Origin of the sequence: Pseudomonas sp. W4I3 (genome assembly GCF_030816195.1) — a bacterium.
GTDB lineage: Bacteria > Pseudomonadota > Gammaproteobacteria > Pseudomonadales > Pseudomonadaceae > Aquipseudomonas.
Genome location: NZ_JAUSXS010000001.1, coordinates 433,088 through 448,821 on the forward strand (window position 1 = coordinate 433,088; position 15,734 = coordinate 448,821).

The window sequence follows — 15,734 nt, forward strand, 5'->3', positions numbered from 1 at the left end:
GCTCAAAATGTGGGAGGGGGCTTGCTCCCGATCGCGGTGTATCAGTCACCAACAGGTTGGCTGACCCACTGCTATCGGGAGCAAGCCCCTTCCCACATTTTGTCTTGTGTTGGCTTTTAGTGTGCGGTGGCCTGTAGGCCGGCCAGTAACAGACGCTGATACAGATCCTCCTTCAACCCCTGCGGCTTATCCAGCCCCATCCGCTTCAGATGCTCGGGAAACGCTTCCGGCTCCGGCGCATCCAGCGCCGCCTTGCCCAGTTCCAGCATCTCGGTCAGTTTGAATTTGCTCTTGAGCCAGTTCAGCGCGCGTAACAGATCCCGCTCCTGCTCCGTGAAATCACTGCCCAGCGGGTACTCGGGGAACAGGCGTCGATGCTTGGCTTGAATCGCCTGGAGCCGTTGCGGTGTGTTGTCGGCAAAACGCGGCGCCAGCTTGAAATCATTGGGTAACTTGCCAGCCTTTTGTGCCTGTTCGATCAGGCCATCCTGAAAACGGGAGTCGGTGATATTGAGCAACGCCTCAATCACCTTGGCATCGGTCTGACCGCGCAAATCGGCAATTCCGTACTCGGTGATGACGATATCCCGCAGGTGTCGGGGAATGGTGCAATGGCCATACTCCCAGACGATATTCGAACTGACTTCCCCCGCCGACTCGCGCCAGCTGCGCAGGATCAGGATCGAACGCGCGCCCTCCAACGCATGGCCCTGGGCAACGAAGTTGTACTGCCCGCCCACGCCGCTGAGCACGCGGCCATCTTCCAGTTGGTCGGCCACACCGGCACCGAGCAAGCTGACCATGATCGCGCTGTTGATAAACCGCGCATCCTGACGCTGCAAACGCTTGAGCTCTTCCTGGCCGTACAGCTCGTTGATATAGCTGATGCCGGTCATGTTGAATTCCAGCCGCTTGGCGTGGCTCATCTCCTGTAAGCGCTGGTAGAAACTGCGCGGGCCGAGGAAGAAACCACCATGAATCGAGATGCCATCGGGCTGCGCCGCATCGTCGAGCAGCCCGGCATTGGCCTGTTGCTGGGTCGCCACGTCCGGGTACACCTTGCGCCGGATGATCCCGGCATCGGCCAGTACCAGCAGGCCGTTGACGAACATTTCGCTACAACCGTAAAGGCCACGGGCGAACGGCTCAACGCCACCCTCACGGCTGATCAGGGGCGCCCACTGATACACATCCAGGTCGGTGAGCAGCAATCGATAGGCTTCGTTATCGGCCTGACGTGCCAGCAGCGCGGCAGTCAGCGCATCGCCCATGGAGCCGATGCCGATCTGCAAGGTGCCTCCGTCGCGCACAAGGGTGCTGGCATGCAGGCCGATAAAGTGGTCCTGGAACCCCACCGGCATGTTTGGCGTGGAGAACAACGTGGTGCTGTCTTTCTCATCGAGCAGGTAGTCGAAGGCGTCCATGCCCAACTCGGCATCGCCGGGCATGTAGGGCAAGTCGCTGTGGACCTGGCCGACGATCAGGATGGTCTCACCCGCCGCGCGCCGCTTGGCGATCATTGGCAGCAGGTCGAGGGTGATGTCCGGGTTGCAGCTCAAGCTCAGGCGGTCGGGATGCTCGGCGCTGCTGGCAACCAGTTGCGCCACCAGGTTCAGGCCGGCGGCATTGATGTCCCGCGCTGCATGGCTGTAGTTACTGCTGACGTAATCCTGCTGGGCGGCGGCACTGTGGAGCAGGCTGCCGGGCTGCATGAAGAATTGCTGCACGCGGATATTCTTCGGCAGGCTGTCTTTGTGCAGGTCGGCGAGAAAATCCAGCTCGGGATAATCGCCAAACACACGCTCGATAAAGGGTTCGAGAAAGCGCTTCTGCAAACCGTCGCCGAGGGTGGGCCGACCCAGGCTCAGCGCGGTGTAGATCGTCAGCGCCCGCTCGGGCAACTGTGCGATGCGCCGGTACAGCGCGTTGACGAACAGATTGGGCTTGCCCAGCCCCAGCGGCATGCCCATGTGGATATGCGCCGGCAAACGGGCCAGTACGTCGTCAACTGCTTGCTCGATTGAACACAACTGCACCATCCGACTGCTCCCGAACATTCCATGAATTGGGGGTTGGACAGAGAGTGGCGGGTCTTTGCTGCAAAGAACAGTGGTGAAACACAAATCTCGGGCACAAAAAAGCCGCCAGTAAGCGGCTTTTTTGACGAAAATCGGTTTATTTCAAGCCGGACATCTTCTCGATTGCACCCTTTAGCTCATCATCCGAGCAGTCGGCGCAGGTGCCTTTAGGCGGCATGGCGTTGATGCCAGTGATGGCCTTGGCAAGCAGCCCGTCGAGGCCACCCTGCTCTTTGGCACGTTTACCCCAGTCTGCCGCATCACCGATTTTCGGCGCATTCAGCAGGCCCGTGCCATGGCATGCGTTGCAATGTTTGGCGATCACTTCATCCGGCGTCTTGGCACCGCCGCCGCCACCCGCCGCCACAGCGACCTCCATGCCTTTGCATTCCTGGCCCTGGACGCAGACCTGGCCCACAGGCTCCAGGCGCTTGGCGATGTCGTCGTTGGTCGCAGCTTGAGCGCTGACAGCCCAAAGGGCCAGTACGGTTGCTGGTGCAGCCAGCATTTTCATAATTAGGTTCACGCGTTCACCCTCAATGGTGGCTATTCACGCCTGCGGCCACGGTTTCGCAGGCGGCGAAAGTATAGCGGTTAGCCCGACCAGCCGAAACAACCCTATTAAATAAAGGGAGATTCGACCTCGCGGTGTACGGCCGCGGGAACCTCTGCAACGCTGGCAGGGCGCCTCTTTTTCAGAAGTTCGCGGGTGTGGCTGCGCTGATTAGTCGCGCCGGCACGTCAAACGGATTGCGAAAACGATGGGGCTTACTACTTTCAAAGTAGTAGCTATCGCCAGCCTCAAGCACAAAAGTTTCAAGACCGACCACCAGCTCCAGGCGCCCTTCCACCAGAATCCCGGTTTCTTCGCCTTCATGGGTGAGCATTTCCTCGCCCGTGTCGGCGCCTGGCGGGTAGATTTCGTTGAGAAACGCGATGGCTCGGCTGGGGTGCGCTCGGCCTACCAGCTTCATGGTGACGGCACCGTCGGAAATGTCGATCAGCTCATTGGCTTTATAGACGATCTGCGTCGGTATTTCCTGGAGGATCTCTTCGGAAAAGAACTCGACCATGGACATGGGAATGCCACCCAGCACCTTGCGCAGGGAACTGATCGAGGGGCTGACGCTGTTTTTCTCGATCATCGAAATGGTGCTGTTGGTGACGCCCGCGCGCTTGGCAAGCTCGCGCTGGGAAAGGCCTTTGAGTTTACGGATGGATTGCAGTCGTTCGCCGACGTCCAATGCAGGAGCCTCCTAGGATTCAGGCTTTGTTGTAATTGAGCGTTATCATGGCGACAGCGTTCAGTATTTACAACACTTGGGCCTAAATCCCGAGCGGCGGCATTCGTATCGGGCGATCAAGCCCCGCAATAGAGCCTTGGCACCCGGCGCAGGTTGCAGAAGATCTGGTAGGGGATGGTCTCAGCTGCGGCCGCGACGTCGCTGGCGAGGATATTCTTGCCCCACAACTCCACCGTGGAACCCAGGCCCGCCTGAGGCACATCCGTCAGGTCGACACACAGCATGTCCATGGACACCCGGCCCAGTAACTGGCTGCGCTGGCCGGCGACCAGCACCGGTGTGCCAGTGGGGGCGTGACGCGGGTAGCCATCGGCATACCCCATGGCCACCACGCCGATACGCATCGGCTTGGGCGTGACGAACTTGGCACCGTAGCCTACTGGCTCACCCGTCGGCAGTTCGCGGACGCAAATGATCTTGGACTCCAGGGTCATCACGGGCTGCAAACGTGCAGCGATGGCCTGGTCTTCGCCAAAGGGCGTAGCGCCGTAGAGCATGATGCCTGGGCGCACCCAGTCGCTGGTCACACTCGGCCACCCCAATACAGACGGTGAATTGCGCAGGCTGACCTCAGCCGCCAGACCCTGACGAGCCGCTTCGAATACCGCCACTTGTTCGTTGCTGCTCACGCAATCGAGCTCGTCGGCGCGGGCGAAATGGCTCATCAGCACGATCTTCGCGACTTTGCCGCTGGCCAGCAGGCGCTTGTAAGCGTCCTGGTAATCCTTGGGATGCAGGCCGACACGGTGCATGCCCGAGTCCAGCTTGAGCCAGATGGTCAACGGCTTGCTCAGCGCGGTCTGCTCGATAGCCTCCAGTTGCCACAGCGAATGCACCACGCACCACAGGTCCTGCTCGATGATCAGCGGAAGTTCATCGGCTTCGAAAAATCCTTCCAACAGCAGCACCGGCGCACGTATCCCGGCGGCGCGCAGCTCCAAGGCCTCTTCAATGCACGCCACCGCGAACCCATCGGCCTGGGCTTCCAGCGCCTGGGCGACAGCTACCGCGCCATGGCCGTAGGCATCCGCCTTGATCACGGCAAGGGCCTTGGCCCCGGTGACTTCACGGGCCAATTGGTAATTGTGGCGCAGGGCTTGGAGGTCGATCAGGGCACGGGCAGGACGCATGGCGGCGGGCTTCTAGGCGGCGAGTGAAAAAAACCGGCGCTGACCAACAACATCGGCGCCGGGAGAGGGATGCTTATTTAAGGCAGCGCGGCCACGACGGACAGCTCTACCAGGATTTGCGGTTCACACAGTTTGGCTTCAACCGTGGCGCGAGCCGGCGCGACGCCCTTGGGCAGCCACGTGTCCCACACCGCATTCATGCCGGCGAAGTCGGCATCGATGTCTTTCAGATAGATCGTCACCGACAGCAACCGGGTCTTGTCGGTGCCAGCTAGGTCCAGCAAACGCTCGATGTTGACCAGGGTTTCGCGGGTTTGTTGTTCAATGCCGGCATTCATGTCGTCGCCGACCTGGCCTGCCAGATACACGGTACCGCTGTGAACAACGATCTGGCTCATGCGCTCATTGGTGAGCTGGCGCTGGATTGACATGTCGTGCGGACTCCTGGTGGTTGCCATAACGGGAAATAGCGAGGCCTTCGGCGCTGATCTGCGGGGTTTTCTTCGCCATCAGGTCGGCCAGCAAACGACCGGAGCCGCAGGCCATGGTCCAGCCGAGAGTGCCGTGGCCGGTATTCAGGAACAGGTTCTTGAATGGGGTGCCGCCGACAATCGGTGTGCCATCGGGTGTGGTCGGGCGCAGGCCGGTCCAGAAACTGGCCTGGGCCAGATCGCCGCCCTGAGGATAAAGGTCGTTGACGATCATCTCCAGGGTTTCACGCCGCCGCGGGTTAAGCGACAGGTCAAAACCGGCTATCTCAGCCATGCCACCGACGCGAATGCGGTTGTCGAAACGGGTGATCGCGACTTTGTAGGTTTCGTCCAGGATGGTCGAGGTCGGCGCCATCGCCGGGTTGGTGATCGGCACGGTCAGCGAATAGCCCTTGAGCGGGTACACCGGCGCCTTGATCCCCAGCGGCTTGAGCAGCTTCGGCGAGTAACTGCCGAGGGCCAGCACATAGCGGTCGGCGGTTTCCAACTGGCCGTCGATCCACACGCCGTTGATGCGGTCGCCTGCGTAATCGAGGCGCTGGATGTCCTGTTCGAAACGAAACTCCACGCCCAGCTGCTTGCACATCTCCACCAGGCGGGTGGTGAACATTTGGCAGTCGCCGGTCTGGTCGTTGGGCAGGCGCAGGGCGCCGGCTAGAATATCGGTGACGCTGGCCAGGGCCGGCTCGACCCGGGCGATGCCGGCACGGTCCAGCAGTTCGAACGGCACGCCGGACTCCTGCAACACGGCAATGTCCTTGGCCGCGCCATCGAGCTGGGCCTGGGTGCGGAACAGTTGGGTGGTGCCCAGGCTGCGCCCTTCGTAGGCAATCCCGGTTTCAGCGCGCAGTTCGTCGAGGCAGTCACGGCTGTACTCGGACAGGCGGACCATGCGCTCCTTGTTCACCGCATACCGGCTGGCGGTGCAATTGCGCAGCATCTGCGCCATCCACAGGTATTGGTCGATATCGGCGGTGGCCTTGATCGCCAGCGGCGCATGGCGCTGCAGCAGCCATTTGATCGCCTTGAGCGGCACGCCCGGCGCGGCCCATGGCGACGCGTAGCCTGGGGATACCTGGCCGGCGTTGGCGAAACTGGTCTCCATGGCGGCGGCCGGTTGACGGTCGACCACTACGACGTCAAAGCCGGCCCGAGCCAAATAATAGGCACTGGTCACGCCAATGACGCCGCTACCCAAGACCAGAACGCGCATTTTTATATCCTCATCGCGGCCAAGCCGCTGACGTGTGTTATTGGAGCAATGATGAGCGCAGTGTAAAAAACAATCGCCAGTGCATTTCACTATATAAATGCCTATATTTGGCGACAATTCTCGGCACAAATGCTTTTTACAGAGGCGTATCCCCTATGCGTACCAACACCCAGACCAAGGCGGGAGCTGGACAAGATCGACCGCAATATCCTGCGCATCCTGCAAACCGACGGGCGCATTTCGTTCACTGAGCTGGGAGAAAAGGTCGGGCTGTCGACGACGCCGTGTACCGAGCGGGTGCGCCGCCTGGAGCGCGAAGGGATCATCATGGGCTACAACGCTCGGCTCAACCCGCAGCATCTGAAAGGAAGTTTGCTGGTATTTGTCGAGATCAGCCTGGATTACAAGTCCGGCGACACGTTTGAAGAGTTCCGCCGCGCCGTGCTCAAACTGCCGCATGTGCTGGAATGTCACCTGGTGTCCGGGGACTTCGACTACCTGGTGAAAGCACGGATTTCCGAGATGGCCTCGTACCGCAAATTACTCGGCGACATCCTGCTCAAGTTGCCCCATGTGCGCGAATCCAAGAGCTATATCGTGATGGAAGAAGTGAAGGAAAGCCTGAACCTGCCGATCCCCGACTGACTGACACACCTCCCTCATGTCAGACCAGCACTTGCCGGGTGCTCGCCATGTATTCATGGATCTGCTTTTCCACCCGAGGGTGTATCAGCTCCACCGGCCGCCGACCGTTGGGGCATGGCAGGGTCTGGGTGGTGCCAAACAGCCTGCAGATAAGCGGACGCTCATCGTAAACCGTGCAGCCGTTGGGCCCCAGGTGCACGCAATTCAACTCGTCCATGGCAGCGTCCTGCTCGGCAGCGGTCTTGCGTGGCAGGCGTGACATTTCCTCAGGCGAAGTGGTCACCGGCCCACAGCAGTCATGGCAACCAGGGACACACTCGAACGAAGGAATCTGCCTGCGCAAGGCGCTGACTTTCTGACTGTTGCAACTCATGCAAATCCACACCCAACCGCGACTAGACCGGGATTCTGCCGTAAAACGCCCCGCGCAGACAGCTTCGTCCGACCGCTGTATCCTGCGTCAAATTTTCCAAACAGGGAGCTCCCCATGACCGCCAGCGCCCGGCACACCGCGTCCTACTACGCTGCCAGCAGCGTGCCGCACCCCGATTACCCGGCGTTGACCGGTGAGGTGCGCGCCGATGTCTGCGTGATTGGCGGCGGGTATTCCGGGCTCAACACCGCCCTGGAGCTGGCCGAGCGCGGGTTCAGCGTGGTGCTGCTGGAGGCGCGCAAGATCGGCTGGGGCGCCAGCGGGCGTAACGGCGGGCAGCTGATTCGCGGCGTCGGCCATGGCCTTGACCAGTTCGCCAAGGTGATCGGCACCGACGGCGTGCGCCAGATGAAGCTGATGGGCCTGGAAGCCGTGGAGATCGTGCGCGAACGTGTCGAACGCTTCCAGATCGCCTGCGACCTGACTTGGGGTTACTGCGACCTGGCCAACAAACCCCGCGACCTTGAGGGCCTCGCCGAAGACGCCGAAGAGCTGCGCAGCCTGGGTTATCGCCATCCAGTCCGCCTGCTGCAAGCCAGCGAGATGGGCAGCGTGATCGGCTCCGACCGCTATGTGGGCGGGATGATCGACATGGGCTCCGGACACCTGCATCCGTTGAACCTCGCCCTGGGTGAAGCCGCCGCCGCGCAGCAGTTGGGCGTGAAGTTGTTCGAGCAGTCTGAAGTGACGCGCATCGACTACGGCTCGCAGGTCAAGGTGTACACCGCCCAGGGCCAGGTGCTCGCCAATACCCTGGTACTTGCCTGCAACGCGTACATCAACGGCCTCAACCCACACCTGAGCGGCAAAATATTGCCCGCCGGCAGCTACATCATCGCCACCGAACCCCTGAGTGAAGCGCAAGCCGCCAGCCTGTTGCCGCAGAACATGGCGGTGTGTGACCAGCGGGTAACGGTGGACTATTTCCGCCTGTCCGCCGACCGCCGCCTGTTGTTCGGCGGCGCCTGCCATTATTCCGGGCGCGACCCGAAAGACATCGGCGCCTATATGCGGCCAAAAATGCTGCAGGTGTTCCCGCAGTTGGCCAACGTGAAGATCGACTACCAATGGGGCGGCATGATTGGCATCGGCGCCAATCGGTTTGCCGCAGATCGGACGCCTGGCCGATCACCCCAATGTGTATTACGCCCAGGCCTACGCTGGCCACGGCCTGAACGCCACCCACCTGGCGGGCAGGTTGCTGGCCGAAGCCATCAGCGGCCAGCAGCAAGGACGCTTCGACCTGTTCGCCCAAGTGCCGCACATTACCTTCCCTGGCGGTAAACACCTGCGCTCGCCGCTGCTGGCCCTAGGAATGCTCTGGCACCGCCTCAAGGAACTGGTCTGATCAATCGCGCCAGAATGGCTTCAAGCCTTCGTGGCGCGCCTGTTCTGCCGTCAGGCCTACGTCGAGCAATTGCTCCCGGGTCAGCGTGAGCAAGGCCTTGCGTGTATGACGGCGGCGCCAGAACAGGCTCCAGCGGTTGTCGCCGGGCATAGACAACGTCCGCTCCTGGGCTGCTTCCAGTTCCTGGCTGTGTAATGCCAGCCGCACATCGCTCATGCCGTTCATTTTGTTATCCCTCGTTAGCTTGCTGCCTTAAGTGACTAGAATGAACGGGTGCGCAAAACCAATACAGATTCAACCTGCCTTTATTAAATCCATACAGATACTGCCTATGAACGGCTGAATCCTGTATTTTCTGCCTATCTGTATTGGTCCCCTGGGAGTGACCGCCGTGACCCTCTACGTCAACCTCGCCGAATTGCTGGGCACCCGCATCGAACAAGGCTTCTATCGCCCCGGCGATCGTCTGCCCTCGGTGCGAGCGTTGAGCGTGGAACATGGGGTCAGCCTGAGCACGGTGCAGCAGGCCTATCGACTGCTGGAGGACAACGGCCTGGCGATGCCCAAGCCCAAGTCCGGCTATTTTGTGCCGGTGGGCCGTGAACTGCCGGCGCTACCCGAGGTGGGCCGCCCCGCCCAGCGGCCGGTGGAAATTTCCCAGTGGGATCAGGTGCTGGAGTTGATTCGGGCGGTGCCGCGCAAGGACGTCATACAGCTGGGCCGTGGCATGCCGGATGTATTGTCGCCGACCATCAAGCCATTGCTGCGCAGCCTGGCCCGCATCAGCCGCCGCCAGGATCTGCCGGGACTGCATTACGACACCATCCTTGGCTGTATGGAGTTGCGCGAGCAAATTGCGCGACTGTCATTGGATTCCGGTTGCCAACTGGCTGCCGACGACATCGTCATCACCACCGGCTGCCACGAGGCCCTTTCCACCAGCATCCGCGCCATTTGTGAACCCGGCGATATCGTTGCGGTGGACTCGCCAAGTTTCCACGGTGCCATGCAGACCCTCAAGGGTCTGGGCATGAAAGCCCTGGAAATCCCCACCGACCCGATCACCGGCATCAGCCTTGAAGCATTGGAACTGGCGCTGGAGCAGTGGCCGATCAAAGTCATCCAGCTCACCCCGAACTGCAACAACCCATTGGGCTACATCATGCCGGAGGCGCGCAAACGCGCACTGCTGACATTGGCCCAGCGCTTTGACGTGGCGATCATCGAAGACGATGTATATGGCGAGCTGGCCTACAGCTACCCGCGCCCGCGCACCATCAAATCCTTCGACGAAGATGGCCGGGTGCTGCTGTGCAGTTCGTTCTCGAAGACCCTGGCGCCCGGCCTGCGCATTGGCTGGGTTGCGCCGGGGCGCTACCTGGACCGGGTGCTGCACATGAAATACATCAGCACGGGCTCTACGGCCACGCAGCCGCAGATCGCGATAGCGGAATTTCTCAAGGGCGGCTATTTCGAACCTCATTTGCGCAGGATGCGCACCCAATACCAGCGCAATCGCGACCTGATGCTCGACTGGGTCAGCCGCTACTTCCCTGCCGGCACGCGCGCCAGCCGGCCCCAAGGCAGTTTCATGCTGTGGGTGGAATTGCCGGAAGGCTTCGACACCCTCAAGCTCAACCGCGCGCTGATGGAACAAGGCGTACAGGTGGCGGTAGGCAGCATTTTTTCTGCCTCCGGCAAGTACCGTAACTGCCTGCGCATGAACTACGCTGCCAAACCGACGCCGCAGATCGAAGAGGCGGTGCGCAAGGTCGGTGCCGCTGCGCGCAAAATGCTGGAAGAATCGGCGGACTGACCTTTTCCGAGCAATTGCCGTCATATGCCGACAACCGCCCTGACCTGGATGCCGCCTCCTTGATGATTCAACGGCTTTTACCGTTTTTCCTGCTGGGAGCGCTGGCACTGGGTGGCTGCGCGACGGCGCACACACCGCGCGAACCCAGTGACGCGCTGCCGGCGGCACAGTCTTCCTTTGGCCGCTCGATCCAGGCCCAGGCGGCACCGTATCAGGGCCGCTCGGGCTTTCGTTTGCTGCCCAACAGCAGCGAAGCCTTCATGGCCCGCGCCGAGTTGATCCGCAACGCCCAGACCAGCCTCGACCTTCAGTACTACATCGTGCATGACGGCATCAGCACGCGCATGCTCGTGGATGAACTGCTCAAGGCCGCCGACCGTGGCGTGCGCGTGCGCATTTTGCTCGACGACACCACCAGCGACGGGCTCGACCAGATCATCGCCACCCTGGCCGCTCACCCCAACATCGACATCCGCCTGTTCAACCCGCTGCACCTGGGGCGCAGCACGGGCGTAACGCGCGCCATGGGCCGCCTGTTCAACCTGTCGCTGCAACACCGGCGCATGCATAACAAGCTGTGGCTGGCCGACAACAGCGTGGCGATCGTGGGTGGCCGCAACCTGGGGGATGAATATTTCGATGCCGAACCCAACCTGAATTTCACCGATATCGACATGCTCAGCGTCGGGCCGGTGGCTGAGCAGTTGGGTCACAGCTTCGACCAGTACTGGAACAGCGCGCTGAGCAAGCCTATCGATGAGTTTGTCTCAAGCATGCCATCCAAGGTCGACCTCGCGGTGGCGCGTGCGCGCCTTGAGGCCTCGCTGGCTCAATCGCGCCAGCAGAACCACGCCCTGTATAACCGCTTGCGTACCTATCAGACCCAGCCGCGCATGGACATCTGGCGTCGCGAGTTGATCTGGGCCTGGAACCAGGCGCTGTGGGACGCCCCGAGCAAGGTGCTGGCCAAGGCCGACCCGGATCCGCAATTGCTGCTCACCACCCAACTGGCGCCGGAGCTGCAAGGGGTCAGCCATGAGCTGATCATGATTTCGGCGTACTTCGTTCCGGGGCCGCCCGGGCTGGTTTACCTGACGGGCCGTGCCGATGCGGGCGTGTCGGTGAGCCTGTTGACCAATTCCCTCGAAGCCACTGATGTACCGGCCGTGCACGGCGGCTATGCGCCCTATCGCAAGGCGCTGCTGGAGCATGGCGTGAAACTCTATGAGCTGCGTCGCCAACCGGGCGACCCCAGTGTAAACAGCGGCCCGCACCTGTTTCGTCGAGGCAGTTTCCGCGGCTCCGACTCTAGCCTGCACAGTAAGGCGATGATTTTCGATCGGGAAAAGTCGTTTATCGGCTCGTTCAATTTCGATCCACGCTCGGTGCTGTGGAACACCGAAGTCGGCGTGCTGGTGGACAGCCCGGAACTGGCGGAGCACGTGCGCAACCTGGCGCTGCAAGGCATGGCGCCAGCGTTGAGCTACGAGGCGAAACTGCAGGACGGGCAGATCGTGTGGGTGACCGAAGATAACGGCCAGTTGCACATCCTGACCCAGGAGCCGGGCAACTGGTGGCGCCGGTTCAACGCCTGGTTCGCCACCTCGGTGGGCCTGGAACGCATGCTTTGAAAACGCAGGGCTGCTCAGGCCGGTTGCGCTGCGCCAAATGCACCCTGGCGCAATAACAGTAGCACCAGCCCCAGGGCCCCAGCCGCCATCAATAGCGGCAGCGCGTGGCCACTGATCCATTGGCTGCCTGCGCCCGCCACCAGCGGACCAATCAAGCAACCGACACCCCACAGCTGCGCAATGTGCGCGTTGGCGCGCACCAACGCATCGTCGCGGTAGCGCTCGCCGATCAGGATCAGCGACAAGGTAAACAACCCGCCCGCGCTGGCGCCGAACAGCACCCAGAGCGGCCAGATCAGCAGCGTGTGCATCAACAGTGGAATCGCCAGGCTTGAGGCCAGCAACAGCAACGCGCAGCCGAGAAACAAGGTGCGCCGTGGCAGGTAATCCGCCAGCGCGCCGATGGGCAACTGCAGCAGCGCATCACCGACCACCACCGTACCGACCATCGCCAGAGCGATTTCGGCGGTGAAGCCTTGTTGCAGGCAATACACCGGCAGCAACGTCAGGATCATCGCTTCGAACGCAGCGAACAGCGCAACCGCCCAGGCAATCGCCGGCAGGCTCAGGCAGAAACGCCAGAGGTCGGCAAAGGTCACGCTGAACGATTCGGCGCTGGGCGCGCCGGAGCGACCGAGCAAGGCCAGTGGAGCCACCAGAAGCAGGCCAACACCCACCCAGAAACCGTAATCGTGGTCGGTGCCGATCACGCCCAGCAGCAAAGGGCCTGATAGCTGGCTCAGTGCATAAGTGCAGCCGTACAACGCCACCAATCGGCCACGCCACTGCTCCACCACCAACTGGTTGATCCAGCTTTCTCCCAGGATAAACACGATGGTCAGGATCACCCCGATCATCAGCCGCAGTAGCAGCCAAACCGGATAACTGGGCAGGATCGCCAGCAAACCGATGGACAGCGCACCGCCCCAAAGGCACAGGCGCATCAGGTTGGCGGTACCAAGCCAGGAGGCCATGCGGCTGGAAACCTTGGCGCCCAGCAGCACGCCAAACGCGGGCATCGCAGCCATCACGCCAATGGCGAAACTGCCGTAACCCCAGCCCTCCAGACGCAGCGACACCAACGGCATGCTCACACCCAGCGCCAGCCCGACGCTGAGTACCGAGGCCAGGACGGCGAAATAGGTCGCCCAACGCATGTCCACGCTCCTGTGGATAATTTTCAGGGTTGTAAACGAACTGTAGGAGCGAGCTTGCTCGCGAAAAACTCAAAGACACCGCGTTCAACCAGACAGCACGCTTTATCGTTGGCGTTTTTCGCGAGCAAGCTCGCTCCTACAGGGGCCCTGCGGTGTAACGTAACTTAGAGCTTGATCCAGGTCGCTTTCAGCTCGGTGTATTTATCGAACGCATGCAGCGATTTATCGCGACCGTTACCCGACTGCTTGAAGCCACCGAACGGAGCGGTCATGTCGCCGCCATCGTACTGATTGACCCACACACTGCCCGCACGCAGGGCTTTGGCCGTCAGGTGTGCCTTGGAGATATCCGCCGTCCACACCGCCGCGGCGAGGCCATATTGGGTGTCGTTGGCGATGGCGATGGCTTCTTCGGCGCTGTCGAACGTGATCACCGACAGGACCGGGCCGAAGATCTCTTCCTGGGCAATCTTCATGGCGTTGGTCACACCGTCGAAGATGGTCGGCTCAACGTAGGTGCCACCGGTTTCTTCCAGCGTGCGCTTACCACCAGCGACCAGCTTGGCGCCGTCGGCATGGCCCGCTTCGATGTAGGACAGCACATTGTTCATCTGCTGGGTGTCCACCAATGCACCCACGTTAGTGGCAGGGTCCAGCGGGTTACCCGGCTTCCACCCCTTGAGCGCCTCGATCACCAACGGCAGGAATGTGTCCTTGATCGAACGCTCCACCAGCAGGCGCGAACCGGCGGTGCAGACTTCGCCCTGGTTGAAGGCGATGGCACTGGCGGCAGATTCGGCGGCGGTTTGCAGGTTCGGCGCATCAGCGAACACAATGTTGGGACTCTTGCCGCCGGCTTCCAGCCACACGCGCTTCATGTTCGATTCGCCGGAACGAATCAACAGTTGCTTGGCGATTTTGGTGGAGCCGGTAAACACCAGGGTGTCCACGTCCATGTGCACCGCCAGCGCGTTACCCACGGTGTGGCCGTAGCCTGGCAGCACGTTGAACACGCCTTTGGGAATGCCGGCTTCAACGGCCAGGGCGGCGATGCGGATGGCGGTCAGCGGGGATTTTTCGGACGGCTTTAGAATCACCGAGTTACCGGTCGACAGCGCCGGGCCGAGCTTCCAGCAGGCCATCATCAGCGGGAAGTTCCACGGTACGATCGCACCGACCACGCCAACCGGCTCACGGGTCACCAGACCCAGTTGGTCATGGGGCGTGGCCGCCACTTCATCATAAATCTTGTCGATTGCCTCACCGCTCCAGCTCAGCGCTTGCGCCGCGCCGGGTACGTCGATGTTCAGGGAGTCACTGATCGGCTTGCCCATGTCCAGGGTTTCAAGCAGGGCCAGCTCTTCGGCATTGGCCTTGAGCAGCGCGGCGAAACGGATCATGACGGACTTGCGCTTGGCCGGCGCCAGGCGCGACCACACGCCGGAATTGAACACGGCACGGGCGTTTTCCACGGCGCGCTGGGCGTCGGCGGCGTCACAGCTGGCCACGCTGGCAAGCAGACGGCCATCGACTGGGCTGATGCATTCGAAGGTGTCACCGGACGCGGCGGCGGTGTATTCGCCATTGATGTAGGCGCGGCCTTCAATCTTCAGGTCCTTGGCGCGTTGTTCCCAGTCAGCATGGGTCAGGGTGGTCATGCAAGTGTCCTCCTCTTATTGGATACAAGCGCCTGGGGGATTGGTCCCGGCGCCTCCACGAATTCTTGCCTGGCCAGCCTGCTGTTCGGCTCAAGGCAGCTGCCACCCTAAACCAGCGGCTGGGGATGTTTCAATATATTTGACACAAGGGCGGTAAACGCCCTTGCGATGTTCATTTTAATAAACATAGACTTTGGCCTCTCCAACCGCAGGCCAGACGGGACAAGCACATGAGCATCCAGGACATCGTCGATTTCAGCCAAGCCAACACCGCCCCCGACCGCTATCGCCCTGCCGCCGAAAAAATCCTCAAGGGTGACCCCGAACAGACGATCTACAACCATTACAACAGCCCATGCGGACAAATGAACGCGGGCGTCTGGGAAGGCGAAGTCGGGCAGTGGACAGTCAATTACACCGAGCACGAGTACTGCGAAATCGTGCAGGGGGTCTCCGTACTGCGCGATGCCGAGGGGAATGCCAAAACCTTGCGCGCTGGCGACCGCTTCGTAATTCCCGCCGGCTTCAGCGGCACCTGGGAAGTGCTGGAAGCGTGCCGCAAGATCTACGTGGTGTTTGAACAGAAGGCCTGATCAGCAGATCGCAGGCAAAAAAAAGCCCGTATCGTGAGATACGGGCTTTTTTTCACAAGGAAGGAAATCAATTACTTGATTTTGCCTTCTTTGTAGATCACGTGCTTGCGAACGCGCGGGTCGAACATTTTCTTTTCGAGCTTGTCCGGGGTAGTACGCTTGTTCTTGTCGGTAGTGTAGAAGTGACCAGTACCGGCGCTAGAGATCATTCGAATCAATTCACGCATGATAGAGCTC

The 15,734-nt window shown here is 61.1% G+C and carries 14 protein-coding genes and 2 pseudogenes; 5 read left to right on the top strand and 11 right to left on the bottom strand.

Features of this window, described 5'->3' with window-relative positions:
- Window positions 1-116: 116 nt before the first annotated feature.
- From QF045_RS02030 to dadA, 6 genes are all read right to left on the bottom strand, one after another.
- A complete protein-coding gene (locus QF045_RS02030; protein ID WP_306490865.1) occupies window positions 117-2,039 on the bottom strand; it encodes an acetyl-CoA hydrolase/transferase C-terminal domain-containing protein in 1,923 nt (640 codons plus the stop codon).
- A gap of 136 nt (window positions 2,040-2,175) precedes the next feature.
- Window positions 2,176-2,592: a cytochrome c5 family protein gene (locus tag QF045_RS02035; RefSeq protein ID WP_306494841.1), complete on the bottom strand. Its 417-nt coding sequence runs from the start codon at window positions 2,590-2,592 to the stop codon at window positions 2,176-2,178.
- Window positions 2,593-2,773: 181 nt separating this feature from the next.
- Window positions 2,774-3,322: a cupin domain-containing protein gene (locus QF045_RS02040; RefSeq protein ID WP_065879259.1), complete on the bottom strand. Its 549-nt coding sequence runs from the start codon at window positions 3,320-3,322 to the stop codon at window positions 2,774-2,776.
- Window positions 3,323-3,438: 116 nt separating this feature from the next.
- On the bottom strand, window positions 3,439-4,512 hold the full coding sequence (gene alr / locus QF045_RS02045; RefSeq protein ID WP_306490866.1) for an alanine racemase: 1,074 nt from the start codon (window positions 4,510-4,512) through the stop codon (window positions 3,439-3,441).
- 77 nt (window positions 4,513-4,589) lie between these two features.
- Window positions 4,590-4,943 carry a RidA family protein gene (locus tag QF045_RS02050; protein WP_306490867.1) on the bottom strand — a complete coding sequence of 118 codons (354 nt, stop codon included), beginning with the start codon at window positions 4,941-4,943 and terminating at the stop codon, window positions 4,590-4,592.
- Window positions 4,915-6,216, bottom strand: a complete 1,302-nt coding sequence (dadA, locus tag QF045_RS02055; protein ID WP_306490868.1) for a D-amino acid dehydrogenase — start codon at window positions 6,214-6,216, stop codon at window positions 4,915-4,917. The genes QF045_RS02050 and dadA overlap by 29 nt, the downstream gene beginning before the upstream one ends.
- A 155-nt stretch (window positions 6,217-6,371) precedes the next feature.
- Between dadA and QF045_RS02060 the strand changes: the two are divergent.
- Window positions 6,372-6,861, top strand: a pseudogene (locus QF045_RS02060) (Lrp/AsnC ligand binding domain-containing protein).
- Between the two features lie 19 nt (window positions 6,862-6,880).
- On the opposite strand, the gene QF045_RS02065 reads toward QF045_RS02060, so the two are convergent.
- Entirely contained in the window at window positions 6,881-7,234 is a 354-nt protein-coding gene (locus QF045_RS02065) for a YkgJ family cysteine cluster protein (protein ID WP_306490870.1), read from the bottom strand.
- A 114-nt stretch (window positions 7,235-7,348) separates the two neighbouring features.
- On the opposite strand from QF045_RS02065, the pseudogene QF045_RS02070 reads away from it, so the two are divergent.
- Window positions 7,349-8,642 (top strand): annotated as a pseudogene (locus tag QF045_RS02070) (NAD(P)/FAD-dependent oxidoreductase).
- Here the strand turns inward: QF045_RS02070 and QF045_RS02075 are convergent.
- Window positions 8,643-8,867, bottom strand: a complete 225-nt coding sequence (locus tag QF045_RS02075) for a DUF1127 domain-containing protein (protein WP_306490871.1) — start codon at window positions 8,865-8,867, stop codon at window positions 8,643-8,645. It lies immediately after the preceding pseudogene.
- Between the two features lie 166 nt (window positions 8,868-9,033).
- On the opposite strand from QF045_RS02075, the gene QF045_RS02080 reads away from it, so the two are divergent.
- Together QF045_RS02080 and QF045_RS02085 are read left to right on the top strand one after the other, a co-directional pair.
- Complete coding sequence (locus QF045_RS02080) at window positions 9,034-10,458, top strand: PLP-dependent aminotransferase family protein (RefSeq protein ID WP_306490872.1); 1,425 nt, start codon at window positions 9,034-9,036, stop codon at window positions 10,456-10,458.
- 62 nt (window positions 10,459-10,520) lie between these two features.
- Window positions 10,521-12,089, top strand: a complete 1,569-nt coding sequence (locus tag QF045_RS02085; RefSeq protein WP_306490873.1) for a phospholipase D family protein — start codon at window positions 10,521-10,523, stop codon at window positions 12,087-12,089.
- 14 nt (window positions 12,090-12,103) lie between these two features.
- Here QF045_RS02085 and QF045_RS02090 read toward each other — a convergent pair whose 3' ends face one another.
- Entirely contained in the window at window positions 12,104-13,246 is a 1,143-nt protein-coding gene (locus QF045_RS02090; RefSeq protein WP_306490874.1) for an MFS transporter, read from the bottom strand.
- Between the two features lie 164 nt (window positions 13,247-13,410).
- Window positions 13,411-14,904, bottom strand: a complete 1,494-nt coding sequence (locus QF045_RS02095) for an aldehyde dehydrogenase (protein ID WP_306490875.1) — start codon at window positions 14,902-14,904, stop codon at window positions 13,411-13,413.
- A 230-nt stretch (window positions 14,905-15,134) separates the two neighbouring features.
- Here QF045_RS02095 and QF045_RS02100 point away from each other — a divergent pair, with 230 nt between their 5' ends.
- Complete coding sequence (locus QF045_RS02100; RefSeq protein ID WP_300627374.1) at window positions 15,135-15,497, top strand: cupin domain-containing protein; 363 nt, start codon at window positions 15,135-15,137, stop codon at window positions 15,495-15,497.
- A 71-nt stretch (window positions 15,498-15,568) separates the two neighbouring features.
- On the opposite strand, the gene rpmG is transcribed toward QF045_RS02100, so the two are convergent.
- Window positions 15,569-15,724 (bottom strand): 50S ribosomal protein L33, encoded by a 156-nt coding sequence (gene rpmG, locus QF045_RS02105; RefSeq protein WP_003176906.1) that lies wholly within the window; start codon window positions 15,722-15,724, stop codon window positions 15,569-15,571.
- Window positions 15,725-15,734 lie beyond the last annotated feature (10 nt).

Excerpts from the sequence above, each read along its gene's own strand:
- rpmG (WP_003176906.1), bottom strand. The coding sequence starts at position 15,724 with ATGCGTGAATTGATTCGAATGATCTCTAGCGCCGGTACTGGTCACTTC.
- alr (WP_306490866.1), bottom strand. The coding sequence starts at position 4,512 with ATGCGTCCTGCCCGTGCCCTGATCGACCTCCAAGCCCTGCGCCACAAT.
- QF045_RS02050 (WP_306490867.1), bottom strand. The coding sequence starts at position 4,943 with ATGTCAATCCAGCGCCAGCTCACCAATGAGCGCATGAGCCAGATCGTT.
- QF045_RS02100 (WP_300627374.1), top strand. The coding sequence starts at position 15,135 with ATGAGCATCCAGGACATCGTCGATTTCAGCCAAGCCAACACCGCCCCC.
- QF045_RS02090 (WP_306490874.1), bottom strand. The coding sequence starts at position 13,246 with ATGCGTTGGGCGACCTATTTCGCCGTCCTGGCCTCGGTACTCAGCGTC.
- QF045_RS02085 (WP_306490873.1), top strand. The coding sequence starts at position 10,521 with ATGATTCAACGGCTTTTACCGTTTTTCCTGCTGGGAGCGCTGGCACTG.
- QF045_RS02065 (WP_306490870.1), bottom strand. The coding sequence starts at position 7,234 with ATGAGTTGCAACAGTCAGAAAGTCAGCGCCTTGCGCAGGCAGATTCCT.
- QF045_RS02030 (WP_306490865.1), bottom strand. The coding sequence starts at position 2,039 with ATGGTGCAGTTGTGTTCAATCGAGCAAGCAGTTGACGACGTACTGGCC.
- QF045_RS02075 (WP_306490871.1), bottom strand. The coding sequence starts at position 8,867 with ATGAACGGCATGAGCGATGTGCGGCTGGCATTACACAGCCAGGAACTG.
- dadA (WP_306490868.1), bottom strand. The coding sequence starts at position 6,216 with ATGCGCGTTCTGGTCTTGGGTAGCGGCGTCATTGGCGTGACCAGTGCC.
- QF045_RS02035 (WP_306494841.1), bottom strand. The coding sequence starts at position 2,592 with ATGAAAATGCTGGCTGCACCAGCAACCGTACTGGCCCTTTGGGCTGTC.
- QF045_RS02095 (WP_306490875.1), bottom strand. The coding sequence starts at position 14,904 with ATGACCACCCTGACCCATGCTGACTGGGAACAACGCGCCAAGGACCTG.